The following is a 24,294-nucleotide window of genomic DNA, read 5'->3' as shown; positions in this document are numbered from 1 at the left end:
CGGCCCCCTTTAAAGTCCGTTTGCGACCTCGGCAATTGCCCGCGTGCATCGCCCCGGCGCAGCCTTCGCACAGCCGGATCGGAAAAATTCCGTCCTGTCGCGAGAGACTTGATGCAATCATCTCGAAATTGGACGGGAACTGACACCGGATTGACTTGGTTTGGTTGCACTGCAGCGCATTACAGGCTTTAAACGCATTGTAACCCGACGGAGGACCAAGTCCGGCAATGACTGAATCGAATTACCGTAAACCCGTCCGCAAGGCCGTCTTTCCCGTCGCCGGCCTTGGCACCCGTTTCCTTCCCGCCACCAAGGCAATTCCCAAGGAACTACTGCCGGTCGTCGACCGTCCGCTGATCCAGTACGCCGTCGACGAGGCGCGCGAGGCGGGAATCGAGGAATTCATCTTCGTGACAGGCCGCGGCAAGACCGCGATAGTCGAGCATTTCGATACCGCCTACGAACTCGAGGCGACGATGACTTCGCGCGGCAAGTCGCTCGACCCGCTCGAACCCACCCGGATGAAGCCGGGCAACCTCGTCACCGTGCGCCAGCAGGTGCCGCTCGGCCTAGGCCATGCGGTATGGTGCGCACGCGCCGTCACCGGCGACGAACCCTTCGCGATCTTCCTCCCCGACGAACTGATGTACGGCTCGCCCGGCTGCATGGCGCAGATGATCGAAGCCTACAACAAGGTCGGCGGCAACCTCGTCTCGGTCCTCGAAGTGCCCGAGAACGAAGTCTCGAGCTACGGCGTGATCAAGCCGGGCGCGGTCAGCGGCAATCTCACCGAGGTCAAGGGCCTCGTCGAGAAGCCCAAGGTCGAGGACGCACCCTCGAACAAGATCGTCTCGGGCCGCTACATCCTCCAGCCCGAGGTGATGGACCTGCTCGCCAGCCAGGACAAGGGTGCGGGCGGCGAGATCCAGCTGACCGATTCGATGGCCAAGCTGATCGACACCCAGCCCTTCCACGCGGTCACCTTCGAGGGCCAGCGCTTCGACTGCGGCTCCAAGCTCGGCTTCGTCGAGGCGACCCTATCGATCGCGCTCGACCGCAAGGACATGGGCGATGACGTGCGCGCCATGGCCAAGCGCATCCTAGGCTGACGCGCCCGGTTCGATACGCGCAAAAAGGGCACCGTTCCTGCAGGAGCGGCGCCCTTTTTCTTGTGCGTCTACCGGCCGGGCAACGCCTTGCGGCCACCATCGCCCGGCTTCAACCGATCACTTCGTCACGACCCGGATCGAAAGCGGTGCAGCGCCTTGCGCGACGGCGATCAGGCGGTCGATGTTGGGGTGCGCGCCGGGACGCTCGCGCGCGTCCTCGGTGATCTCGGCGAAGACCGCGAGACCATGCTCGGCGGCGGCGGCATCGAGCCGTTCGAAGCTCTCGGCAAGATATTGATAGACCGCGAGCGAGCCGAGCTTGCCGGGCTGGTTCTCGATCGTGTCGGTCACCGTGCCAGCCGCGTCGAGGAATTCGATGCGCGCGACACCGTCGATGGCGGGAAGCTGGGAGAGGTTGTCCTTGAACACGGGACCCGGAGTGATCATGCGCGGCCTTTCTCGGTGCGACGGAAGGAAAGGCGCGCCCCTATCACCGGGCGGCGAGCCGCGCCATGGCGATGTACCCACACGCACGCTGCATGACACATCCGGCTCTCGTCCGGTCCGGAAATCTCTAGTGCCGAACGGGAGCGCTGAGCCGCGACATGATCGCGGCGACGTAGGCGCGGGTCTCGCGGATATTGGGGACGCCGCCTGCCTGCTGCACCCGGCGGGGACCGGCATTGTAGGCGGCGAGCGCCTTCTCGATGTCACCGCCGAATGCATCGAGCTGCATGCGCAGGTACCGCGCCCCGCCCTCGAGGTTGGCGGTCGGATCGTGGGGATCGACGCCGAGCTGCGCTGCGGTACCGGGCATGAGCTGGGCAAGGCCGCGCGCACCGACCGGCGAGAGCGCGCCCTCGTTCCAGCGGCTCTCCTGCCAGACCACGGCTTCGAGCAGTGCGGGACTGATGTCGTACTTGGCGGCAAGCTGGGCGACGTGCGAGCGCCAGCGTGCGGGACCGGCCCCGCTGTCGGCTTCGGTCAGCGACTGGGGGTGCGTGATCGTGGCATCGACGCTTTCGGGAACCTCGCCGACCACGCCCGAAGTCGCGCCGACCGGACCGCCCGCGACCCAGGTCGCGCCGCTCTCACCGATCTGCAGAACGTCGGCAGCGGCAGGGCTCGCAAGGAGCGCCAGCGGCGCGGCGAGGCACAAGGCGCGACGCGCGACGAAGGAAGAGCGGCGCGCCTGCATGCCCGCCTCACGCTCAACGCGAATTAGCGATTCGTCCACCCTCGTCATGCCCGCCCAATATCCCATCGCGCCGGGTGCGGACAAGCGCTCTTGGCGGCGTTGCATATGGTGCAGGGTCCCACACCGCCCGCAACGCCGCCTTTCGCGCTCAGTCCAGCTTGAGAGCCGCGCGGATCGCTTCCCATGAGACGAGCTTGAAGTTCTGCGCATGGGGCGCGTTGTCGCCATCCTGCGCCATGAATATCCCGCCGGGATAGTCCGGACCGAAATCGCCAAGCGCGACCTCGATGCCGTCGGTCTCGCTGGTGCCGCCAAGCGATCCGCCCTCGACACGGAAGCGACCGGCAAGCTTGCCACCCGGCAAGGTGAAGAGCGCATAGGCGCTGTCACCCTGGCTCGAGGCGAGCAGCCATGCTTGGCCGTCCTCGTCGCGCGCGAGGGCGAGGCCCTCGACATCGTCAACGAGCCCGTCTGCAGCGCCGACGCGCGCAAACGCCTTTGCCTCTAGCGTCTGAGCGTCCAGTGCGATTTGCCAGATGCCGACGTCTTCCTCGGCGAGGTAGAGCGTGCCGGTCGCATCGTCGACGACGCAGCCCTCGGCCTGGGTCGCGACCTTGACCTCGCGCAGCGCCTCGGCCCGGATCGCCCCGTCAGCCTCGCGCAGCGCGCTCTCGACGACGGTGCCATCCTTCATCACGACATAGGCGCGCGCCAGTTCATCTGCCCCGCGCGCAGCGCCCATGCAGAAGCCATAAGCCTCCATGGCGCGGTGGCCGGGCGCAAGAAACCCTTGCGTGCCGAGCGAGAGCAGCTTGCCGCTGGCGGTATCGAGCCAGAACAGCGCGATGCGCGGCTCAGCCTCGTCGCTGCGATCGCTTGCCGCAACCAGCACCGCACCCTGCCCGGAGGCAAGCGTAACCTCGCGCAAGTCGACATTGTTCAGGCGACCCGCAGCCGCGAAGTCGCGCACCTTGCCATCGAGACCGTAGACGTAGAGCCCCGCCTTCTTGTCGGTGCCCAGCAACAGGCTGGCCGCGGGATCGGCACGGTTGCGCCAGATCGCCGGGTCGTCGGCGGCATCGTCGTTGGCCGTGCCGACAGGCTGTGTCTCGCCCTTCGCAGGCACGTCGAGAGCGGGCAGACGCGGTGCGGGCGTTTCGGAAACCGTGGCGCAACCGGCAAGCAGAAAGGCCGGGAGCAATGCTCCCGACCCCTGCTTCACGACGGCTGCGGCAGACGTGAGGAAGCGCTTCATCAGAAGCTCATCCGCGCGCCGACCTTCACGGTGCGGCCATATTCCTCGAACTGAAGAAGGCGCTGGGCATTCTCGAAGTTCTGATAGGCGAAGTACTTGGCATTGTTGATGTTCACGACATCGACGGTGAGACGCAGGTTGTCGGTCACCTTGAGCTTGCCCGAGAAGTCGAGCTGGAAGTGGTTGTCCACCCAGCGGTCCTCGGAAGCATCGCCACCGACCTCGTCGAGGTACTTGTCGCGATAGGTGCCCGAAAGGCGCAGGTTGATCGGCCCCTTCTGGTAGCCCAGCACCGCGTTGAAAGTGTTCTTCGAGGTGCTCGGCAGGCTGATGCGGCGCCCGTCGCTGATGTCGCCGCTGGCGCTGGTGTAGGTATAGTTGAGCTGCGTGAGCAGGCCGTCGAACGGTGCCGGAAGCATCGTGTAGGCCTGGCTGTAGCTGGCCTCGAAGCCGACGATCTCGGCGCTGTCACCGTTGAGGTAGGTGGTGAACTCGCTGTAGTCGACGCCTTCGTAGGTCGTGCGGCCCAGGTTCTGCTGGTAGGTGTAGTTGTCGATCGACTTGTAGAAGCCGTTGAAGCTGAGCGCGCCATTCGAGGAGAAGTAGTATTCGACGCTCGCGTCAAAGTTCCACGCCTCATAGGGCAGCAGGTAGGGGTTGCCGAACTCGGCTTCCATGTCCTCGTTGACGTTCGAGCGCGGGGCCAGCTGCGAGTACTTGGGACGCACAAGGCTCTTCGAGGCGGCGATGCGCGTGACGATGTCCTGCTGCGGCGAATAGCGCAGCGTCAGGCTCGGCAGCCAGTCGGTGTAGCTGCGCTCGTATTCGACCGAGGTAATCGTGGGCAGGCCCTCGTCGGTCTCGATCTCCGAGACAACATTGCCGCGCAGCGTGTTCTCGGTGTGCTCCATGCGCAGACCACCGATGACGCGCAGCGCATCGCTGTCCCAGCGCACCAGGCCGTAGCCTGCATAGATGTCTTCCTTGACCGAGTAGTCGCTCGCAGCACCGTCAAAGGCGGTGTCGAACTCGCGGATGCGCAGCGTATCGACATTGGCATCGAGGAAGGCGAAGCCCGCGCCCTTGGCGAGCACCGGACCCATGTCGATCCCGTGCAGGCGGTAGGTCTGCTCACCCAGCTGGGCGTCGGCCATGGTGTAGTCGATCTCGTCCCCGGCGTAGCGAATGAAGTCGAAGTTGTACGACTTCTTGCGCAGGCGCGCCTTGCCGCCCGCCTGCAGCGTGAGGTCGCCGCTGGCCATCGCGAAAGTGCGCGCGAGGTCGGCCTTGAACGCCCACTCCTCGTCCTCGCTGTTCGAATCGGTGGTCAGCTCGATGCGGTTGAACTCGTAGTTCGCCGGATCGTTGATGAGATCGGCGCCGCCGGTGATCGTATAAGTCGGCACGCGGCGGTCCGAGAGATTCCAGTCGATGCCGGTGCCCGCGTCCTCGAATTCACCGACGAAACGGATCGGGTCGACCGAGCTGGTCTCGCGCTCGCTCGACTTGGAGTAGCTGGCGAGCCAGTTGAACTTCCAGGTGCCGGTGTCGGTTTCCGAACCCACGGCGACCGAGCGGATGCGCTGGCGCTCGAAGCGGTCCTTGAGATCGCGCTCGATGATAAGTGCGCCATCGCCCTCGTCATCGGCGGCATCGGTCACGGCAAAGCCATTGGCGGTGCCGGTGATGTCGGTCGCATCGCCCATGTCGAAGGTCGTGCGGCGACGGTACTCGTGGTCGTCGAACTGGCTCCAGATGCCCTTCACATAGGCCTTGGTGGTGTCCGAGACACGCCAGTCGAAGCTGAGGTTGGCGTTGATGCGCTCGCGCTCGACGTCGTAGTCGCGGTACTCGAAGACTTCGCTGAAGGGGGTGCCGTCGTCGGCCACGTCCCAGTTGTCGGACTCGACGTTATCGGTCTCGAACTTGCGCTGGTAGTAGCTCGCGCCGCCCGAGATGCCGAAGCTGTCGCCCAGCGGGACCGAGAAGCTGGCCGAGACCTTGGGCGTGACCTCTTCGGAGTAACCGTTGTAGCTGCCCTCGGCACTGACCGAGAAGCTGGGCTTCTTGAGATCGAAGGCACTGGTGGTGTTGATCTCGATCGAGGCGCCGATGGTGTCGGCATCCATGTCGGGGGTGAGCGACTTCTTGACCTCGATCGATTCGATCAGGTCGGAAGAGATCACGTCGAGCGCGACGCCGCGCGAGTCGGATTCGGGCGCCGGGATGCGCACGCCGTTGAGCGAGGTCGAGTTGAGGTCGGGATCGAGACCGCGGACCGAGACGTAGCGCCCCTCGCCCTGGTCATTGAGGATGTTGAGGCCGGGCAGGCGGCGCAGCGATTCGGCGACGTTCTGGTCGGGGAACTGGCCGATGGCATCGCGCGTCAGCACCGATTCGACACCGTCCGCAGCCTTCTGGCGCGAGAGCGCGCTCGAGAGGTTGGCGAGCTGGCCGACGACGAGAATGTCGCCCCCGCCGATGCCCTCGATCGCGAAGTTGCCCGCAACGCGGCCGGTGGCCGGAACGCTGATCGTGCGGGTCTCTGCGACACCACCGACGTAAGTCGCCTCGAGGGTATAGTCACCCGCCGGAATATCCGCGAAGATGTAGCTGCCATCGCGCGCGGTCTCGGTAACGCGGTCGAGCTCGACGATGCGCACCGTGGCCGACTGGAGGGCGCGGGTGCCGGTGGCGTCGGCGACGTTGCCCGCGATCTCGCCGGCATGGGCGATCGTCGCGAAGGAGGCGGTGGCGAGCAGACCCGCGGCGAGGCGGATGGTGGTTTTCATGGTGAAGAAGATCCCTGTTGCAAAGTATTTGCAACGGGCCCCTAGGGACCATTTATGACAGGCCCGCGCCAGTGCGGTGTCAGTTCGATGACATTACAGAATGTTAGTCGCGCCATCCGACTGACGGACAGCTCTGCGTGAGCCGCCCGCGAAAGCCGCGCGCACGAACGGGGAGCGTCGCCTCGAAGATACCGTCGCTGGATGGAGGGGAAACTGGTGCTGCTGGGGAGGATTGAACTCCCGACCTCACCCTTACCAAGGGTGCGCTCTACCACTGAGCTACAGCAGCACTCGTTTCGGGCCGGCCCCTTGGGGCGGCGTGTCGCCGGGAGTGCCCGGGACAGGGGCGCGCTAATGGTCGGGACGCCGACATTTGTCAAGCGCCGCTTGCGCTTTGTTTTTCGCAAGGCCATTGCGGAGCCTATGGAAGGCCCGTCAAAACCCGAAACCACCGGCGATTTACCCAAGGAATCCGGCGCGCGCACGCTCACCCGCGAGGAGCGGCTGGCGGCCAAGCTGCGCGAGAACCTGCGCCGCCGCAAGGCGCAGGCCCGGGCGATTGATGCCTCGGGCCCTTCACCCGATGCACATGGCGAATCGCACAGGCTTCCCAAAACGTCCCCGGAAAGCTAGGGGCTGCGGCCTGTACGTTCAGTCAAACTGCATGAGAGTGCCCCTTGTCACTGCGGCCACACGCGATGGCCGTCTCCAGTAGAGGATACCTGCCTTGCCCCGTCTGATCCTTGTCCGCCACGGCCAGAGCCAGTGGAACCTCGAAAACCGCTTCACCGGCTGGTGGGACGTGGACCTCACCGAAAAGGGCGAGGCAGAGGCCCGCGCTGCCGGCAAGTTGCTGAAGGACAAGGGCATGCTGCCCACCGTCGCCTTCACTTCGCTGCAGACCCGCGCGATCAAGACGCTGCACTACGCGCTCGAGGCGGCGGGCATCCTGTGGATTCCCGAAACCAAGGACTGGCGCCTCAACGAGCGCCACTACGGCGGCCTCACCGGGCTCGACAAGGCCGAGACCGCAGCCAAGCACGGCGAGGACCAGGTCAAGATCTGGCGCCGCAGCTTCGACACGCCCCCGCCGGTGATGGATGCGGGCAGCGAGTTCGACCTCTCCGCCGACCCGCGCTACGCCGGGATCGACGTGCCGATGACCGAGAGCCTCAAGGACACCATCGCGCGCGTCCTGCCCTACTACGAGAGCTCGATCGTGCCGCACCTCAAGGCCAGCCACGATGCGACCGTGATCGTCTCGGCGCACGGCAACTCGCTGCGCGCGCTGGTCAAGCACCTCTCGGGCATCTCCGACGAGGAGATCACCGGGCTCGAGATCCCGACCGGCCAGCCGATCGTCTACGAGCTCGACGCCGATCTCGGCGTGAGCGACCGCTACTATCTCTCGGAGCGTTGAGATGAGCGAGGCACCCCGCGTCGCGATCATCATGGGCAGCCAGTCGGACTGGCCGACCATGGAGCGCGCCGCCCAGATGCTCGACAAGCTCGAGATCGCCTACGATGCGCGCATCGTCTCGGCGCACCGCACCCCCGACCGTCTGGTCGAATTCGCCAAGGGCGCCGAAGCTGACGGCTTCAAGGTGATCATCGCCGGGGCCGGGGGCGCTGCCCACCTGCCCGGCATGGTCGCCGCGATGACGCACTTGCCGGTGCTCGGCGTGCCTGTGCAGAGCCGCGCGCTCTCGGGCCAGGACAGCCTGCTCTCGATCGTGCAGATGCCCGCCGGCATCCCGGTCGGCACGCTCGCCATCGGCGAGGCCGGTGCGGCCAATGCAGGCCTGCTCGCCGCCTCGATCCTCTCGACTTCGGACGAAGCGCTTGCCGGGCGGCTCAAGGCGCTGCGCGCCGAGCAGACCGCGAGCGTGGCCGAGCGCCCCTCCTCGACCTGACCCTCTTCCCGAAACCCCTCTAGGCAGACCAGACAGCGCATGATTGCTCCCGGCGAAACCATCGGAATTCTTGGCGGCGGCCAGCTCGGGCGCATGATCGCGATGGCCGCGGCCCGGCTCGGCTACCGCTGCCATATCTACGCCCCCGAGGAACACTCGGTCGCCGCCGAGGTCAGCGCCGCGCACACGCGTGCCGACTACGACTATGCGGCCGGCCTCTCCGCCTTTGCGGCGGACTGCGCCGTGGTGACCTACGAGTTCGAGAACGTGCCCGTGGCCCCGTTGGCAGCGCTCGGCGACGTGCCGGTCTATCCGCATCCGCGCGCGCTCGAGACCGCGCAGGACCGCCTCGCCGAAAAGACCTTCGTGACCGAGCTGGGCGGCACGCCCGCGCCCTTCGCGCCGGTCGATTCGAAGGCGGACCTGATGCACGCGATCGAGACGATCGGCACGCCGGGCATCCTCAAGACCCGACGCGACGGCTACGACGGCAAGGGCCAGTGGCGGATCATGTCCCCCACCGATGCCGAGGCGCTCGAACTGCCCGACACCGCGCTGATCTACGAGGGCTTCGTGGACTTCGCCGCCGAGTTCTCGGTGATCGCGTGCCGCGGTGCGGACGGCGACATCCGCTACTTCGATTCGGCGCACAACGAGCACGAGAACGGCATCCTCGCACTCAGCACCGTCCCCGCGCCCGCGGTCATCACCGAGCAGGTACCCGCAGCGCGCGAACTGGCCGCCAAGGTCGCCGAGGCGCTCGATTACGTCGGCGTGCTGACGCTCGAGTTCTTCGCCACCGCCAACGGCCCGGTGTTCAACGAGATGGCGCCGCGCGTCCACAACTCGGGCCACTGGACCATCGAGGGCGCGGTCACCTGCCAGTTCGAGAACCACGTGCGCGCGATCTGCGGTTTGCCGCTGGGCAGCACCGAGACCGTCACCGGCGGGGCGCGCATGCGCAACCTGATCGGCGACGAAGCCCACGACTGGGCGCAGATCCTCGCCGATCCGGCCAACCACCTGCACCTCTACGGCAAGGCCGCCGCGCGCCCGGGCCGCAAGATGGGCCACGTCACCTGGCTCACCTTCGACTGAGACGCGGGTTCGGCACGGATACAGACTGGGCTAGGGACCGGGGCATGGCACGCGACATCTTCCTCATCTACGCGCGCGCCGAAAACGGCGTGATCGGCAAGGACGGCGCCCTGCCCTGGCGCCTGCCTGCCGACCTCAAGCGCTTCAAGGCCATGACCATGGGCCTGCCGATGATCATGGGCCGCAAGACCTTCGAGAGCTTCCCCTCGCCCCTGCCCGGCCGCCGTCACATCGTGCTCACCCGCGATTCGGGCTGGCAGGCGGACGGCGCCGAAGTCGCACACGATGTCGCAGGCGCGCTCGCCCTCGCCCTGCCCGAAGACGCCAGCGGCAGCGTGGCGGTGATCGGCGGCGCGCAGATCTACGGCGAATTCATGGGACTGGCGAACCGCATCGAGCTGACCGAAGTCCATGGCCGTTTCGAGGGTGACACCACGATGCCCGAACCCGGTCCCGGCTGGCGCGAGACCGCGCGCGAGGAGCATGGCGCGCAAGGTGCCTTCCCGGCACACGCTTTCGTGACGCTCGAACGCGCCCTATAGCCGCCGCCGATGATTCGCCTCGACAACATCCGTCCCGTTCCCGAAGCCCTGCGCGGCGCGATCATCGCGCTGGGCAATTTCGACGGCTTCCATCTCGGCCACCAGGCCGTTGTCGGCGAAGCGATCCGCTGGGCGCGCGAGGAAGGCCGCCCGGTCATCGTCGCGACCTTCGACCCGCACCCGGTGCGCCTGTTCAAGCCCGATGCCGAGCCCTTCCGCCTGACCAGCCTCGACCAGCGCGAGGCCCTCTTCGCCGGCGCGGGCGCCGATGCCATGCTGGTCCTGAAATTCGACCAGGCGATGGCCGCGATGCCTGCACGCGAATGGGTCGAGACCATGCTCGTCGCGCACCTTGGCGCGCGCGGCGTGGTCACCGGCGAGGACTTCACCTTCGGCAAGGGGCGCGGCGGCAACCCGCAGGTGCTGGGCGAGATCGGCGCACCGCACGGGCTGGCCGCGCGCACCGTCGGTCCGATCAGCGACGAGGACGGCACGGTCTCCTCCAGCCGCATCCGTGACGCGCTGCGCCTCGGCGAGTGCGAGGCCGCCGCGCGCCTGCTCACCCGTCCCTTCGCGATCCGCGGGCCCGTTCAGCACGGCGACAAGCTGGGCCGCACGATCGGCTTTCCCACCGCCAACATCGACATGGGCAGCTACCTGCGCCCGCGCTACGGCATCTATGCGGTGACCGGGCGCCTGCCCGACGGGCGCGTGCTCAAGGGCGCGGCCAACCTCGGCATCCGCCCGACCTTCACCCCGCCCAAGGAACTGCTCGAGCCCTATTTCTTCGACTTTTCCGAAAACCTCTACGCGCAGGTGATCGAGGTCTCGTTCCACCACTTCCTGCGCTCGGAGGAGAAGTTCGATTCGCTCGACGCACTCGTCGAACAGATGAACGCGGACTGCGCGCGCGCGCGCGAACTGCTCGAACGGCTCGACTGAGGGCGATCCTCGCCAGAATCGAGGCATCGGTGCCCTCGCGCACTCTTCCAACCGTCGCGCAATTGTTCTAGTGCCCGCCGGTCATGACCGAACAGCGCGATTACAAAGACACCGTCTTCCTGCCGAAGACCGATTTCCCCATGAAGGCCGGCCTCGCCCAGAAGGAGCCGGGTATTCTGTCGCGCTGGGAGGACGAGGGTCTCTACAGGCAGATTCGCGAGGCCCGCGCCGGACGCGAGAAGTTCATCCTCCACGACGGCCCGCCCTACGCCAATGGCGACATGCACATCGGCCATGCGCTCAACCACATCCTCAAGGACATGGTCGTGCGCACGCAGACGCTGCTGGGCAAGGACGCGCCCTACGTGCCGGGCTGGGACTGCCATGGCCTTCCCATCGAGTGGAAGGTCGAGGAACTCTACCGCAAGAAGAAAAAGAACAAGGACGAGGTCCCGGCCGAGGAATTCCGCGCCGAGTGCCGCGCCTATGCCCGCCAGTGGGTCGACACCCAGCGCGACCAGCTCAAGCGTCTTGGCGTGGGCGGTGACTGGGATCACCCCTACCTGACGATGGACTTCGACGCCGAGGCGACCATCGTGGGCGAATTGCTCAAGTTCGCGAAGAGCGACATGCTCTACCGCGGCGCCAAGCCGGTGATGTGGTCCCCGGTCGAGAAGACCGCGCTCGCCGAAGCCGAGGTCGAGTACGAGGACATCACCTCGACCCAGATCGACGTCGCCTTCGAGATCGTCGAGGCCGAGGACGCGGATCTGGTCGGTGCTTTCGCGGTGATCTGGACGACCACGCCCTGGACGATCCCGGTCAACCAGGCGCTCGCCTATGGCGCGCACATCGACTACCACCTGATCGAGATCGAGGGACGCCGCTTCCTCATCGCCGAACCGCTGGTCGATAGCTTCGTCAAGCGCATGGGCCACGAGGCCCACGACCTGCACTTCTTCATCAAGGGCGCCTCGCTCAAGGGCACCAGGGTGCGTCACCCGATGCACCATCTCGGCGGGTTCTATGCTGAACTTCGCCCGCTGCTCGACGGCTCGAGCTTCGTCACCACCGATTCGGGTACCGGCCTCGTGCACATGGCCCCCGACCACGGCGAGGACGACTTCGACCTGTGCAAGGCCAATGGCCTCAATCCCAAGTTCGTAGTCGAGGCCGATGGCCGCTACCGCGAGGACTGGGGCTGGCTCGGCCGCGCCGACGAGCGCTCGATGTCGGTCATCAATCCCAAGTTCAATGCGCCCGACGGCCCGGTCTGCTCGGACCTGCGCGAAGCCGGCGCGCTGCTCTCGGCCAGCGCCGACTATACCCATTCCTATCCGCACTCGTGGCGCTCGAAGGCCAAGGTGATCTACCGCTGCACCCCGCAGTGGTTCGTGCCGATGGACAAGCTCGCCCCCGAGGCCGGGATGCCCGCGGGCAAGACGCTGCGCGAAACCGCCGTGCAGGCCATCGCCGACACGCGTTTCGTGCCCGAAAAGGGCCGCAACCGCATCGGCGCGATGGTCGAGGGACGTCCCGACTGGGTGCTTTCGCGCCAGCGTGCCTGGGGCGTGCCGATCACGCTGTTCGTCGACCGCAAGACCGGCGAATACCTCGTCGACGATGCGGTCAACGCGCGCATCGTCGCGGCCATCCGCGAGACCGGCGTCGACGCCTGGTCGGACGCGCGCGCGCAGGAATACCTGGGCGATGCCTACAAGGCCGACGACTACGAGCGCGTGGTCGACATCCTCGACGTCTGGTTCGATTCGGGTTCGACTCACGCCTTCGTGCTCGAATCGGGCAAGTGGCCCGACCTTCTGCGCCCCGAAGGCTACGAAGGCCCCAAGGCCGACCTCTACCTCGAAGGCTCCGACCAGCATCGCGGCTGGTTCCAGTCCTCGCTGCTCGAATCGTGCGCGACGCGCGGCCATGCGCCCTACAAGGCGGTCCTGACCCACGGCTTCACCATGGATGCCAAGGGCCTCAAGATGTCGAAGTCGCTGGGCAACACGATCAGCCCGCTGAAGGTCATGGAGACCAACGGTGCCGACATCATCCGCTTGTGGGCGCTCTCGGTCGACTTCACCGAGGACCACCGCATCGGCGACGAGATCCTCAAGGGCGTGGGCGACCAGTACCGCCGCCTGCGCAACACCATGCGCTACATGCTCGGTGCGCTCGACGGCTTCTGCGAGGAAGAGCGCCTGCCGCTGGCCGAGATGCCCGAGCTGGAACGCTACGTGCTCTCGCTCCTGGCAAAGCTCGACGCGACGCTGCGCGAGGCGGTCGATGACTTCGACTACAACACTTACGTGCGCGCGCTCGTCGACTTCTGCAACGAGGACCTCTCGGCGTTCTTCTTCGATATCCGCAAGGACCGTCTCTACTGCGACGCCCCCTCGGACCCGAAGCGCCGCGCCTACCGCACCGTGCTCGACCTGCTGTTCCACGCGCTCGTGCGCTATGCCGCGCCCGTGCTGGTGTTCACCGCCGAGGAAACCTGGGGCACGCGCTATCCCGAGGCGGGCAGCGTGCATCTGCTAGAATGGCCCGAGGTACCTGCGGTCGACAGCGATGCCGCTCGCTGGCAGGACCTGCGCGCCTTGCGCGAAAAGGTCACCGAGGCGATCGAGCCGCTGCGCCGCGAGAAAATCGTGCGCTCCAGCCTCGAGGCCGAGGTCGAGGTCCCGGCCGATGCCGTTCCAGCCGGTTTCGATACCGGAGACCTCGCCGAACTGTTCATCTCGGCGAAAGTCGCGCTCGGGCAGGGCAAGGCGGTGACCGTCGCCAAGACCTCCGAGGCCAAGTGCGGGCGCTGCTGGCGCCATCTGCCCGACGTGGCGGAAGACGGCGCGCTGTGCGATCGCTGCGAAGACGCGGTCGCCGAGATCGACGGAGCCGCGGCGTGACGATGATCGCGAAACGGCTGGCAGGCCTCGGGCTTGCCGCCGCGATCTTCCTGCTCGACCAGTACGTCAAGTACCTCGTGACCGGCCCCATGGGCATCTACGGTCCCGACAAGATCAAGACGCTGCTGCCGATCTTCGACTTGCGCTTCACCCAGAACTTCGGTGTCTCGCTCGGCCTGTTCACGGCAGGCTCGCCCGAGGCACGCTGGGCGCTGGTATTCATGACCGGGGCCATCGCCGCCTTCGTGCTGGTCTGGCTGCTGCGCGAACGGCGCCTGCCCGATATCCTCGCGCTCGCGCTCGTGCTGGGCGGCGCCTGCGGCAACATCCGCGACCGCTATTCCTACGGCTACGTCATCGACTATGCCGACCTGCATTTCGGCGAATGGCGTCCGTTCCTCATTTTCAATCTCGCCGATGCCGCAATCACTATCGGCGTCCTGATTATCCTTGCCCGATCCCTGCTTGTGCGCGACAAGCCGGAAACAGCGGCAGACCCTGCCCCGGAGAGTTGATTTGATGTTCGTGAAGAAAACCGGTGCCCTGATTCTCGTGACTGCCGGGGCAAGCCTGCTCGCCGGCTGTGGCAGCACCGGCCTGTTCAACCGCGCCCGTCCCGACGAATTCGCGGTCCAGCGTCAGTCGCCGCTGGTCGTGCCGCCCGATTTCGCACTGACCCCGCCCAAGGAAGGCGAACCGCGCCCGTCCGAGGGTGCGCTGCAGCAGCAGACGCTGGACGCGCTGTTCGGCGGCCCGCAGGCCCGCTCGGAGATCGAGCGCAATGCCATCGCGATGGCTGGCCCCTCGGACCCCGGCATCCGCTCGAAGGTCGGTGATCCCCAGACCTACACCGTGGCCAAGGGTCAGGTGACCCGCTCGATCCTCTCGGCCCCCGAGGGCGACGGTCGCGACGCACAGGTCACCATCGGCGGCTGATGCAGGACACCGCAGCTCCCTAGGGGCTGCGACCGAAACCGAAAGAGGCCGGAACAGCACGCGCTGTTCCGGCCTCTTTCGTTGCGTCAGGCCCATGCACCTTTGAGAGGACGCCAAGCGTCGGTGCGAGGGCTCCTGCCGGCCTTGCCGAAGCGATGACGGAGCATAAGACCGCTCAGGTCTCGCCCGCGACTCCATCACCCTCGGGCTCGGGCGCCTCGCGTCCGACCAGCACCTTGTCGATTTTGAGCCCGTCCATGTCGACGACCTCGAAGCGCCAGCCCTGCTCGGAGAAGAACTCGCCCTCGCCCGGCACCTTCTTGAGCACGGCCATGACGAATCCCGCCGCGGTGGCGAACTCGCGATCCTCGGGCAGTTCGATCCCGAGCCGATCGGCGAGCGCATCAGCTGGCATCGAGCCCGAAACGAGCAGCGAGCCGTCCTCGCGCTCGACGAACATCGGCTCGTCGCCCTCGTCCTGATGGCTGGCGAAATTGCCCGCGAGCGCCGAGAGTACGTCCGAGGGGGTCACCACGCCCTCGAGGTGACCGTATTCGTCATGGACGATCGCCATCGCCACTTCGGCGGTCTGCAGCTTGCGCAGGGCATCCATAGCGTCGAGCTGGTCGGGGATGACTTCGGCCTTGCGCATCATCGCGGCAATGTCCACCGGACGGCCTGAGACCATCGCCGCGAGCACTTCGCGCACCTTGAGGATGCCCACGAGGTTGTCGCGCGATTCGCCGTCGGCAACCGGCAGAAGCGAATGCGGCGAGGCTTCGATTCGCGCCATCAGCTCCTCGCGCGAGGCATCGAGGTCGATCCAGTCGAGCTGGTTGCGCGGGGTCATAAGTTCGCGCACCGGACGATCGGCGAGGCGCATTACCCCGGTCATCATCGCGCGCTCCTCTTCCTCGATCACCCCCGAACGCGTCGCCTCGGCGAAGATCATCTGGAGTTCCTCGGAGGTCAGGCGCTCCTCCCCCGAACCGCGTATCGACAGCAGGCGCAGGATCAGCCCGGAAGAGCGGTCGAACAGCCACACTGCCGGCGCCATGATGCGCGAGAGCCAGACCATTGGCAGCGCCATGATCATCGCGACCGCCTCGGCCGCGCGCAGCGCCAGCTGCTTGGGCACGAGCTCGCCGATGACGACGCTGGCATAAGTCGTGCCGATGATCACCAGCGCGAAGCCGATCTCGGTGGCGTAGGCGGGCGGTACCCCAAGCATCGCCAGCCGCTCACCGACCGGCCCACCCAGACTTGCGCCGGAGTAGGCACCTGCGACGATGCCGATCAGGGTGATGCCGATCTGGACGGTAGAGAGAAACTTGCCCGGGTCACGGGCCAGGGCCATTGCCGCGATCGCCGCCTTGTTGCCCTTGTCGGCGGAGACCTGGAGCCGCGCGGAACGTGCGGACACGATCGCGAGCTCGGACATGGCGAAAAGACCATTGAGCAGGATCAGCCCAACGATGATGAGGAGGTCGGTCCAGGGAAAAGGCGTCACAATGGTCCCGCGCTAGCAGAGTTTTCGGCACCTGCGAAGCACTTGCTGCGCTCGCGCGGATGGCCTGGCTCTTTCGGCAGCCCCGATACCGAAGGAAGGCGCGGCCTGCACCGGGCCTCCCGGACCTGTTCCGCGCGGTTGCATGGCACGCGCAAGGCCCCTCTCGTGCGATAAACGGAACAGGAAATGCCGCGAGGCGTTACCCGTTCATATGCGAGCCATAGACATGTGTACTATTAAACAGATGCCGTGAACGGCACTTAGAAGGAAGGGATTGATAAGATGAGAACTTCGCGGGTGATGATGAGTGCGGTTGCGGCACTTTCCCTGGTTGGCCTCTCGGCCTGTGTGACCGATCCCAATACCGGCGAGCGCAAGGTCTCGCGCACCGCGATCGGTGCGGGCGGCGGCGCCGGGCTTGGCTATCTGCTCGGCAGCGTGATCGGCGGCAAGACCGCGCGTATCGTCGGCGCCGGTATCGGCGGTGTCGCGGGCGGCGTAGTCGGATACCAGAAGGACAAGCAGATTCGCGAGCTCAAGGAGCAGACTGCCGGTTCTGGCATCGACGTGAGCGACCAGGGCGACGGCATTCTCGTCAACTTGCCCGACGTGACCTTCGCAGTCGATTCGACGGCGATCAGCCCTTCGTTCCAGAGCGCGCTCGACAAGGTCGCGCAGTCGATGGTGCAGTATCCCAACAGCCTCGTCGACGTCTACGGCCACACCGATTCCACTGGTTCGGCAGCCTACAACCTCGACCTCTCCAAGCGCCGCGCCGATTCGGTGGCTCGCTACCTGATCAGCCGGGGCGTCTCTTCCGCGCGTATCCAGACCCAGGGCATGGGCGAGGACTACCCGGTTGCCGACAACACGACCCCCGAGGGTCGCTCGATCAATCGCCGCGTCGAGATCAAGATCACGCCGGTGACCACGGACGAAGCCAGCGCCGCGCGCTGAGCAACGGATTCGTACCAGCATTGCACAGCGCCGGGCCTTGGTGGCCCGGCGTTCGTGCAGCCGGAACAGTCCAGATAGCCGTCTCAACCCAATCGTCGGCCAAAAAAAAGGGCCAACCCGAAGGCTGGCCCATGAAAGTTTTTTGGGAGAGGATGCCTGAAAGGCCCGTCCTAAGTAGGCGAAGCTTGGCTGTCCGACAAATGCGATTTGATGAATTACGATTGCATAATGCGCAACAAATACGGATTTCCGCCCGAAAAATCGGCGTGAGCGCTTGCATTTGCTACACTTTAGAACAGCTCCTGCTTAAAAATTGAGCAACCCACGCCATGCAAGGCGATCTCGCGGCTGCAGGCCTGCGAACTGCGCGACGACATGAAAAGACTCATCGCAGCCGCGATTGGCCGAATCCCTCTGTGACAAACGAAAGCTAGAGAGGCGCGCGCCGTCACATGAACCGGGAAATGACTGATCCGCAGTATCGGCCCCGCACCGAGGATCCGCGGACCTGCTTGAATTCCGCTGCACCACGGCGCGCAAGGATAGTCCCGATTGCTGCTCGTGCCCCTGCTCCTCCAGCGAAGACTGCACCAAGCGGGAGCAGAAACAATATCCACATCAGTGTTTTCACTTATAGATAGAGCGCTATTTATTATATAAGAAATGGAAAATAACTTAAATAAATCCTGACATATCATCAAAATCGAAACCGCATACCACTGATGCGACCATCAGTTCGAACTGATCCGGCCCACATGGACGGACTTTTCGCCAGAAACTGTTGCGCAACACATGCAGGTCAAACTTATTGAAGCGATGGAGGCAGTGATGGACAGGCACCAGATCATCCTGATCGACAGCGACGTACGACGACGGGCGCAAATCTCCCATGCGCTCACCAATCTGGCGGCCTTCGTCATTCCGCTCGAGCATTACAGCGAGATAAGCCAGGCCTGGCCCGACGAGGCAATCATCCTGATCGAGGACAGGGGCGATTCGGTCGCTTCGCTGCATCGCATGATGCAGTTGCACAATCGCACGCTGCCGGTCGTTGTGCTGACCGGTGAGACCAGCGCCCTGCGCAAGTCTGAACTGCTGTTCAACGGGGCGACCGCCTGCCTGCCCTGGCCGTGCGACATCGCGCGCATCAAGACCACTGTTCAGGCAATCTTTGCCCGGCGCATCCGCAAGGCAGAGCCTCGCACCGCCGTCACCAGCCCGGAAGCCACCACCAGCAGTTTCCCGCAACTCACTGCCGCCCGATCCAGCCGTGCTGACATCCCCGCGATTGCGACCACTCTCGTGCAGTCCGAGCCAGGCCCGCATTCCGAAGCAGGCCGCCCCGAATCAGTTCGACGCAGCGGGGTGCTGATCGAGCGCCCTCTTGTTCACGCAGCGCCCGATGGCGCACTTCAGGCGGAGTAGCGCTCCGCCCGGTCGGCAAGGCGCTCGACGGCCGCCGCGTGCAGGGCGCTCGAGCAGCACAGGACGCCAAAGGCGCGCGGATCGTGCTTGTTGTAATTGAGCGGCTTGCCGAAGGCATCGGTCACCGCCGCGCCCGCCTCGCGCGCAATCAGGCCGGCAGCCGCGATGTCCCATTCGAAGCCCCAGCGCAGCGTCGCCAGCAGGTCCGCCTCGTTCGATGCCACCATCGCCATGCGCAGCGCGATTGAATTGGGCTGGTCGACGAGCACCAGATCCTCGTCCTCGGGTGCCAGCTTGCGCGCGGGAACGCGTGCGCCGCCAAGCGCCGAACGCGCGCTCGCGAGCAGGCGCTCACCGTTGCGCCAGGCTCCTTTGCCCAGTTCACCCGCCCAGAACTCGCCGCCTTCCTCGCGACGACGCGCAGGGGCATAGAGATAACCGAACAAGGGCCTGCGCGTATTGACCAGCGCGACCGAGACCGCCCAGCCGGTACGCCCGGCGATGAAGTCGCGGGTGCCGTCAACCGGATCGACCAGCCAGACCAGTTCGTGCTCCTGCCGCTTGTGGCTGTCGAGCGTCTCCTCGCTCAGCCAACCGGCTGAAGGCAGCAGCGCATGCAATTCGCGCTTGAGGAACTCGTCCACGGCAAGGTCGATCGTACAGACCGGGCTTCCCGGCACCTTCTCCCAGTGCTCGAGCGCATGGCCGTCGCCGGGCCATCCGGCGAGGGCGATCCGCCCTGCCTCGCGCACGATTGCCTCCAGTCTGTCTCGATCAATCATTCTGTCCTGCAATCGTCCGCAAGCTTCGAAATCGCGGGCTCTTCGCACCGCACCTATGCAATTGCTCAGGGAACGGGACTTTTCAAGCCGTCAGGGATGTGCTTAGGCGACGCAGCAAAATCCGCAATCGCGCCCTTCCCCGGGGAAACTCCAGCAGAAAGCGTTTGACCGATGAACATTCACGAATATCAGGCCAAGGAACTGCTCGCGAAGTACGGCGTGGGCATCCCCGCCGGTATCGCTGCACTGACCGTCGAAGAGGCGGTCGCCGCTGCCAAGCAGCTTCCCGGACCGCTCTACGTCGTCAAGGCGCAGATCCACGCCGGCGGCCGCGGCAAGGGCAAGTTCAAGGAACTGGGTCCCGATGCCAAGGGCGGCGTGCGTCTCGCCAAGTCGATCGAGGAAGTCGAGGCTTTCGCCAAGGAAATGCTCGGCAACACCCTCGTCACCATCCAGACCGGTGACGCTGGCAAGCAGGTCAACCGCCTCTACGTGACCGACGGCGTCGACATCGCCAAGGAATACTACTTCTCGATGCTCGTCGACCGTGCCACCGGCCGCGTCGCGATGATCGCCTCGACCGAGGGCGGCATGGACATCGAGGAAGTCGCTCACTCGACCCCGGAAAAGATCACCACGATCACCATCGACCCGGCGGAAGGCTTCCAGCCGCACCACGGCCGCGCCGTGGCCTTCGGCCTCAAGCTCTCGGGCGATCTCAACAAGCAGGCGCAGAAGATCGCCAAGCAGATCTACGAGGCCTTCATGGACCTCGACTGCGACATGCTCGAGATCAACCCGCTGGTCGAATCGAAGGACGGCCAGCTGCTCGTCCTCGACACCAAGATGAGCTTCGATTCGAACGCGCTCTACCGTCACCCCGACGTCTTCGCCCTGCGCGACGAGACCGAGGAAGACCCGGCCGAGATCGAAGCCAGCAAGTATGACCTTGCCTACATCAAGCTCGATGGCGACATCGGCTGCATGGTGAACGGTGCGGGCCTTGCCATGGCGACCATGGACATCATCAAGCTCAACGGCTCGTTCCCGGCGAACTTCCTCGACGTGGGCGGCGGCGCCACCACCGAGAAGGTGACCGCAGCCTTCAAGATCATTCTCAAGGACCCCAACGTGAAGGGCATCCTCGTGAACATCTTCGGCGGCATCATGAAGTGCGACGTCATCGCCGAGGGCATCGTGGCTGCGGCCAAGGAAGTGAACCTGGGCGTGCCGCTCGTGGTTCGCCTCGAGGGCACCAACGTCCAGCAGGGCAAGGACATCCTCGCCAACTCGGGTCTGCCGATCGTTCCGGCTAACGACCTGGGCGATGCTGCCAAGAAGATCGTCGCCGAGGTCAAGAGCGCGGCCTGATCGCGCCTGCCCCTCGTGGCCGAATGAAAAAGCGGTGGGAGCCTTTGCGCTTCCGCCGCTTTTTTCGTCTGTCGGAAAGGTCGCGATGTCATCGTTCACGCGATGGCCTGCACACCGCAGAAGCCTGTCACTAAAGCCAGCCTTGGCACCGCCGAGAAAAACCGGGGGTTGACGAGCGGTTCGCAGGACGCGATGGCTTTTTCGCGCAATTTAATCGCGCGGCTAAATCAATGCCGTGCCGAGACTGAGAGGACCCATTCTCATGAAAATCCTCGTCCCCGTAAAGCGGGTGATCGATTACAACGTGAAGCCACGCGTCAAGGCCGACGGCTCGGGCGTCGATCTTGCCAACGTCAAGATGAGCATGAACCCCTTCGACGAAATCGCCGTCGAGGAAGCGCTCAAGATCAAGGAAGCCGGCGGCGCCGAAGAAGTCGTCGTGGTCTCGATCGGGCCGGCCAAGGCCGCCGAGACGCTGCGTACCGGCATGGCGATGGGCGCGGACCGCGCGATCCACGTCACCACCGACAATGAAGTCGAGCCGCTCGCCGTCGCGAAGATCCTCAAGGCCGTCGTCGAGGCCGAGACCCCGGGTCTCGTGATCCTGGGCAAGCAGGCGATCGACGACGACAGCAACCAGACCGGCCAGATGCTCGCCGCTCTGCTTGGCCGTCCGCAGGGCACTTTCGCCTCGAAGGTCGTGGTCGAGGGCGATTCGCTTGCCGTCACGCGCGAAGTCGACGGCGGTCTCGAGACCGTGAAGCTCGCCATGCCCGCGATCATCACCACCGACCTGCGCCTCAACGAGCCGCGCTATGCTTCGCTGCCCAACATCATGAAGGCGAAGAAGAAGCCGCTCGATGCCAAGACGCCCGCCGACTACGGCGTCGACATCGCACCGCGCCTCAAGACCCTCAAGGTCGCCGAACCGCCGGTCCGTTCGGCCGGTATCAAGGTCGAGGACGTCGACGCGCTTGTCGCCAAGCTCAAGGAAATGGGAGTCGCCTGATGAAGACGCTTGTTTGGGTCGAACACGACAACGCGTCGGTCAAGGACGCGACGCTCGCCACCGTCACCGCAGCTGCCAAGCTGGGTGAGGTTCACCTCATCGTCGCCGGTTCGGGCTGCGCGGCAGTTGCCGACGAAGCTGCAAAGATCGCCGGCGTGGCCAAGGTCCACCTCGCCGACGACGCTGCCTACGAGCACGCGCTGGCCGAGAACGTCGCACCGCTGATCGTGGACCTGATGGGTCACCACGACGCCTTCGTGGCGCCTGCCACCACCACCGGCAAGAACGTCGCACCGCGCGTCGCCGCCCTGCTCGACGTGATGCAGGTCTCGGACATCCTCTCGGTCGAGGGCGAGAAGACCTTCACGCGCCCGATCTATGCCGGCAATGCCATCGCAACGGTCGAGAGCACCGATGCGAAGCTCGTGATCACCGTGCGTGGCACGGCCTTCGAGAAGGCTGCGCCCGAGGGCGGTTCGGCCGAGATCGAAGCCGTCTCGGGTGCCGGTGACGCCGGTCTGTCGAGCTTCGTCGGCGCCGAGATCGCGACTTCGGAGCGCCCGGAGCTGACCAGCGCCAAGGTGATCGTCTCGGGCGGTCGCGCGCTCAAGGACGCCGAGACCTTCGAGGCAACCATCATGCCGCTCGCCGACAAGCTCGGCGCCGCCGTGGGTGCCAGCCGCGCTGCGGTCGATGCGGGCTATGTGCCCAATGACTACCAGGTCGGCCAGACCGGCAAGATCGTGGCGCCCGAAGTCTACATCGCCGTCGGCATCTCGGGTGCGATCCAGCACCTTGCGGGCATGAAGGATTCGAAGACCATCATCGCCATCAACAAGGACGAGGACGCCCCGATCTTCCAGGTCGCGGACATCGGCCTCGTCGCCGACCTGTTCAACGCGGTGCCGGAACTGACCGGCAAGCTCTGAACCGAGCAGGCCTTAGCCAGACACGAGAAAGCCCGGGTGGAAACGCCCGGGCTTTTTTTGATGCGAGGTATCGGCAGTCTGCCATTTGGACGTAAAAAGCCTCCGGTTTCCATCGAGATAACCATCTGCCATGGTTGCCGTCGAGAGAGCGAAACAGGGGATACAATCAAGATGGGGATCGCAATTCAGGCTCGGGCCCTGATCGTGGCGACACTGCTGGGGGCAACGCTTGTGCCTTTCCCGGTCAGGGCGGCGAGCGAGCCGGTCGTGCTCGAGCCGACGATGGCCTGGAATGTCGACTGGGCGGCGAACTACTGCACGCTGCAACGCACGTTCGGGACCGAGGAAGCGCCGCTGCTGCTGCGCATCAACAGCTACCAGCCGGGCTATACCTTCGAATTCTTCATTGCCGGAGAACAGACCCGGCCGCTCGGCAAGCGTGGCAGTCTTGCGATGACCCTCGGCGACCATGGTCCTTTCGACATCGAACATCCCAAGCTGGCCGACAGTGAAAATTTCGGGCCCGGTTTCATTTTCTCCAAAAACATCCACGAAGCTGATCCATCTGCAGGCGACGAGTTACGAGGGGAGCAGGACCAGCCCATGCCCGTTGCGGACCCTGCGTTCGACGCCGGGCTTCGTTCGATCACCCTGAGCAGCGATGGACATTCACTCGAACTGCGGACGGGTCCGCTGGCCGCAGCCCTCAAGGCCATGCGCTCTTGCGTCGACAACATGGTCGCTTCCTGGGGGCTCGATCCCGCAGTACAGGCCGGGGTGACGCGCATGGCCCGTGCCCGGGACACGGGCAAGCTGGCGAAGCGCATCCAGGCTTTCTATCCGCAAGCGCAGGCGAGGAAGGGCGAAAACGGCTGGCTCAGTCTGCTCGCGATGATCGACGCGACAGGCAAGCCGACGAGCTGCAAGATTCAGCTCACCTACGCCGACAGCGCCTTCAACGACCAGCCCTGCAAGGTCGTCATGGATTCGCACTTTGAACCAGCGCTCGACGCCAGGGGCCAGCCTGTTGCCTCGTTCTGGCGCACGACCATCAATTACTTGCTGAGCTAGCGCCCGCGCTCGAGCAATGTGAGAACGGCGCCATCCTCGAGGCGGTGCTCGCCGTAGCGTGCGAAGCCGAGCGCGGCTGCCAGGCGTTCGCTCGGCGCGTTGCCCTGCTCGATCATGCAGGCGATCCGGCGCGCGCCGTGGGTGGCGTCGAACCAGGCGAGCGCCGCATCCATCGCTTCGCGTGCGACGCCCTTGCCGGTCCAGTCCTCGCGTACGATCCAGCCCGCCTCGGGGACGTCGTCGAGGCCCTCGCCATAACCGCGCCAGCTATGGAACACACCACAGGAGGCGACGACCTCGTCCGAGCCATGCGGGCGTACGGCGAAGGTGCCGTAGCCATGAAGCGCCCAGGACCCGGCATTGCGCGAGAGGCGCTCGTACTGGGCTGCAGGCGCGGGGCTGGCGGGTCCGAGGAAGCGGCGCGTGCTGTCCTCGCGCAGCAGGCGGCACATTGCCGGGACGTCGCCTGCCTGCGGCAGCCACAAACCGAAGCGCCGGGTGCGCAGCAGCGGCTCGGCCGGGGCCTGCACGAAAGCCCCAGGT

At 65.4% G+C, this 24,294-nt stretch carries 23 protein-coding genes and 1 tRNA gene; 16 read left to right on the top strand and 8 right to left on the bottom strand.

Annotated features, from left to right (window positions below; all coding sequences use genetic code 11):
• Positions 1–227: 227 nt before the first annotated feature.
• Positions 228–1,109: a UTP--glucose-1-phosphate uridylyltransferase GalU gene (gene galU / locus I5E68_RS01080; protein ID WP_197159965.1), complete on the top strand. Its 882-nt coding sequence runs from the start codon at positions 228–230 to the stop codon at positions 1,107–1,109.
• Between the two features lie 117 nt (positions 1,110–1,226).
• Here the strand turns inward: galU and I5E68_RS01075 are convergent, their stop codons facing one another.
• From I5E68_RS01075 to I5E68_RS01055, 5 genes are all read right to left on the bottom strand, one after another.
• Entirely contained in the window at positions 1,227–1,556 is a 330-nt protein-coding gene (locus I5E68_RS01075; protein WP_197159964.1) for a DUF2322 family protein, read from the bottom strand.
• Positions 1,557–1,683: 127 nt separating this feature from the next.
• Positions 1,684–2,307 (bottom strand): lytic transglycosylase domain-containing protein, encoded by a 624-nt coding sequence (locus I5E68_RS01070; protein ID WP_197164400.1) that lies wholly within the window; start codon positions 2,305–2,307, stop codon positions 1,684–1,686.
• Positions 2,308–2,455: 148 nt separating this feature from the next.
• Positions 2,456–3,562, bottom strand: coding sequence for a phytase (locus I5E68_RS01065; protein WP_197159963.1), 1,107 nt, complete (start codon positions 3,560–3,562; stop codon positions 2,456–2,458).
• Positions 3,562–6,354, bottom strand: a complete 2,793-nt coding sequence (locus I5E68_RS01060) for a TonB-dependent receptor (protein ID WP_197159958.1) — start codon at positions 6,352–6,354, stop codon at positions 3,562–3,564. The genes I5E68_RS01065 and I5E68_RS01060 overlap by 1 nt, the downstream gene beginning before the upstream one ends.
• 214 nt (positions 6,355–6,568) lie before the next feature.
• Positions 6,569–6,643, bottom strand: a tRNA-Thr gene (locus I5E68_RS01055).
• 65 nt (positions 6,644–6,708) lie between these two features.
• On the opposite strand from I5E68_RS01055, the gene I5E68_RS01050 reads away from it, so the two are divergent.
• The 9 genes from I5E68_RS01050 (at position 6,709) to I5E68_RS01010 (ending at position 14,697) form a co-directional block, all read left to right on the top strand.
• Positions 6,709–6,987, top strand: coding sequence for a hypothetical protein (locus tag I5E68_RS01050; protein ID WP_197164856.1), 279 nt, complete (start codon positions 6,709–6,711; stop codon positions 6,985–6,987).
• Positions 6,988–7,081: 94 nt separating this feature from the next.
• Positions 7,082–7,774, top strand: coding sequence for a 2,3-diphosphoglycerate-dependent phosphoglycerate mutase (gpmA, locus tag I5E68_RS01045; protein ID WP_197159956.1), 693 nt, complete (start codon positions 7,082–7,084; stop codon positions 7,772–7,774).
• 1 nt (position 7,775) lies between these two features.
• On the top strand, positions 7,776–8,267 hold the full coding sequence (gene purE, locus I5E68_RS01040) for a 5-(carboxyamino)imidazole ribonucleotide mutase (protein ID WP_197159954.1): 492 nt from the start codon (positions 7,776–7,778) through the stop codon (positions 8,265–8,267).
• A gap of 39 nt (positions 8,268–8,306) precedes the next feature.
• Positions 8,307–9,365: a 5-(carboxyamino)imidazole ribonucleotide synthase gene (locus I5E68_RS01035; RefSeq protein WP_197159952.1), complete on the top strand. Its 1,059-nt coding sequence runs from the start codon at positions 8,307–8,309 to the stop codon at positions 9,363–9,365.
• Between the two features lie 44 nt (positions 9,366–9,409).
• A complete protein-coding gene (locus I5E68_RS01030) occupies positions 9,410–9,907 on the top strand; it encodes a dihydrofolate reductase (protein WP_197159950.1) in 498 nt (165 codons plus the stop codon).
• A 9-nt stretch (positions 9,908–9,916) separates the two neighbouring features.
• A complete protein-coding gene (locus I5E68_RS01025; RefSeq protein ID WP_197159948.1) occupies positions 9,917–10,849 on the top strand; it encodes a bifunctional riboflavin kinase/FAD synthetase in 933 nt (310 codons plus the stop codon).
• An 83-nt stretch (positions 10,850–10,932) separates the two neighbouring features.
• On the top strand, positions 10,933–13,761 hold the full coding sequence (gene ileS, locus I5E68_RS01020; protein ID WP_197159947.1) for an isoleucine--tRNA ligase: 2,829 nt from the start codon (positions 10,933–10,935) through the stop codon (positions 13,759–13,761).
• A gap of 2 nt (positions 13,762–13,763) precedes the next feature.
• Positions 13,764–14,276, top strand: coding sequence for a signal peptidase II (gene lspA / locus I5E68_RS01015; protein ID WP_197164399.1), 513 nt, complete (start codon positions 13,764–13,766; stop codon positions 14,274–14,276).
• 4 nt (positions 14,277–14,280) lie between these two features.
• Positions 14,281–14,697 (top strand): DUF3035 domain-containing protein, encoded by a 417-nt coding sequence (locus I5E68_RS01010; RefSeq protein ID WP_197159944.1) that lies wholly within the window; start codon positions 14,281–14,283, stop codon positions 14,695–14,697.
• Between the two features lie 175 nt (positions 14,698–14,872).
• Here I5E68_RS01010 and I5E68_RS01005 read toward each other — a convergent pair whose 3' ends face one another.
• Complete coding sequence (locus tag I5E68_RS01005; RefSeq protein ID WP_197159942.1) at positions 14,873–16,207, bottom strand: hemolysin family protein; 1,335 nt, start codon at positions 16,205–16,207, stop codon at positions 14,873–14,875.
• A 282-nt stretch (positions 16,208–16,489) separates the two neighbouring features.
• Between I5E68_RS01005 and I5E68_RS01000 the strand changes: the two genes are divergently transcribed.
• A complete protein-coding gene (locus I5E68_RS01000) occupies positions 16,490–17,164 on the top strand; it encodes a YiaD family glycine zipper/OmpA-like lipoprotein (RefSeq protein ID WP_197159941.1) in 675 nt (224 codons plus the stop codon).
• Positions 17,165–17,992: 828 nt separating this feature from the next.
• Positions 17,993–18,589: a hypothetical protein gene (locus tag I5E68_RS00995; RefSeq protein ID WP_197159940.1), complete on the top strand. Its 597-nt coding sequence runs from the start codon at positions 17,993–17,995 to the stop codon at positions 18,587–18,589.
• Here the strand turns inward: I5E68_RS00995 and I5E68_RS00990 are convergent.
• Positions 18,577–19,371: a 3'(2'),5'-bisphosphate nucleotidase CysQ gene (locus I5E68_RS00990; protein WP_197159939.1), complete on the bottom strand. Its 795-nt coding sequence runs from the start codon at positions 19,369–19,371 to the stop codon at positions 18,577–18,579. The genes I5E68_RS00995 and I5E68_RS00990 overlap by 13 nt on opposite strands.
• 171 nt (positions 19,372–19,542) lie before the next feature.
• On the opposite strand from I5E68_RS00990, the gene sucC reads away from it, so the two are divergent.
• The 4 genes from sucC (at position 19,543) to I5E68_RS20340 (ending at position 23,751) form a co-directional block, all read left to right on the top strand.
• Complete coding sequence (sucC, locus tag I5E68_RS00985) at positions 19,543–20,742, top strand: ADP-forming succinate--CoA ligase subunit beta (protein ID WP_197159934.1); 1,200 nt, start codon at positions 19,543–19,545, stop codon at positions 20,740–20,742.
• Positions 20,743–21,004: 262 nt separating this feature from the next.
• Complete coding sequence (locus I5E68_RS00980) at positions 21,005–21,751, top strand: electron transfer flavoprotein subunit beta/FixA family protein (protein WP_197159932.1); 747 nt, start codon at positions 21,005–21,007, stop codon at positions 21,749–21,751.
• On the top strand, positions 21,751–22,680 hold the full coding sequence (locus tag I5E68_RS00975) for an electron transfer flavoprotein subunit alpha/FixB family protein (RefSeq protein ID WP_197159930.1): 930 nt from the start codon (positions 21,751–21,753) through the stop codon (positions 22,678–22,680). The genes I5E68_RS00980 and I5E68_RS00975 overlap by 1 nt, the downstream gene beginning before the upstream one ends.
• A gap of 36 nt (positions 22,681–22,716) precedes the next feature.
• Entirely contained in the window at positions 22,717–23,751 is a 1,035-nt protein-coding gene (locus I5E68_RS20340) for an energy transducer TonB (RefSeq protein ID WP_197159928.1), read from the top strand.
• On the opposite strand, the gene I5E68_RS00965 is transcribed toward I5E68_RS20340, so the two are convergent.
• Positions 23,748–24,281 (bottom strand): GNAT family N-acetyltransferase, encoded by a 534-nt coding sequence (locus tag I5E68_RS00965; protein ID WP_323982046.1) that lies wholly within the window; start codon positions 24,279–24,281, stop codon positions 23,748–23,750. The genes I5E68_RS20340 and I5E68_RS00965 overlap by 4 nt on opposite strands.
• Between the last annotated feature and the right edge of the window lie 13 nt (positions 24,282–24,294).

The organism is Novosphingobium aureum, assembly GCF_015865035.1.
Lineage (GTDB): Bacteria > Pseudomonadota > Alphaproteobacteria > Sphingomonadales > Sphingomonadaceae > Novosphingobium > Novosphingobium aureum.
This window is presented reverse-complemented; position numbering and strand designations above follow the sequence as displayed.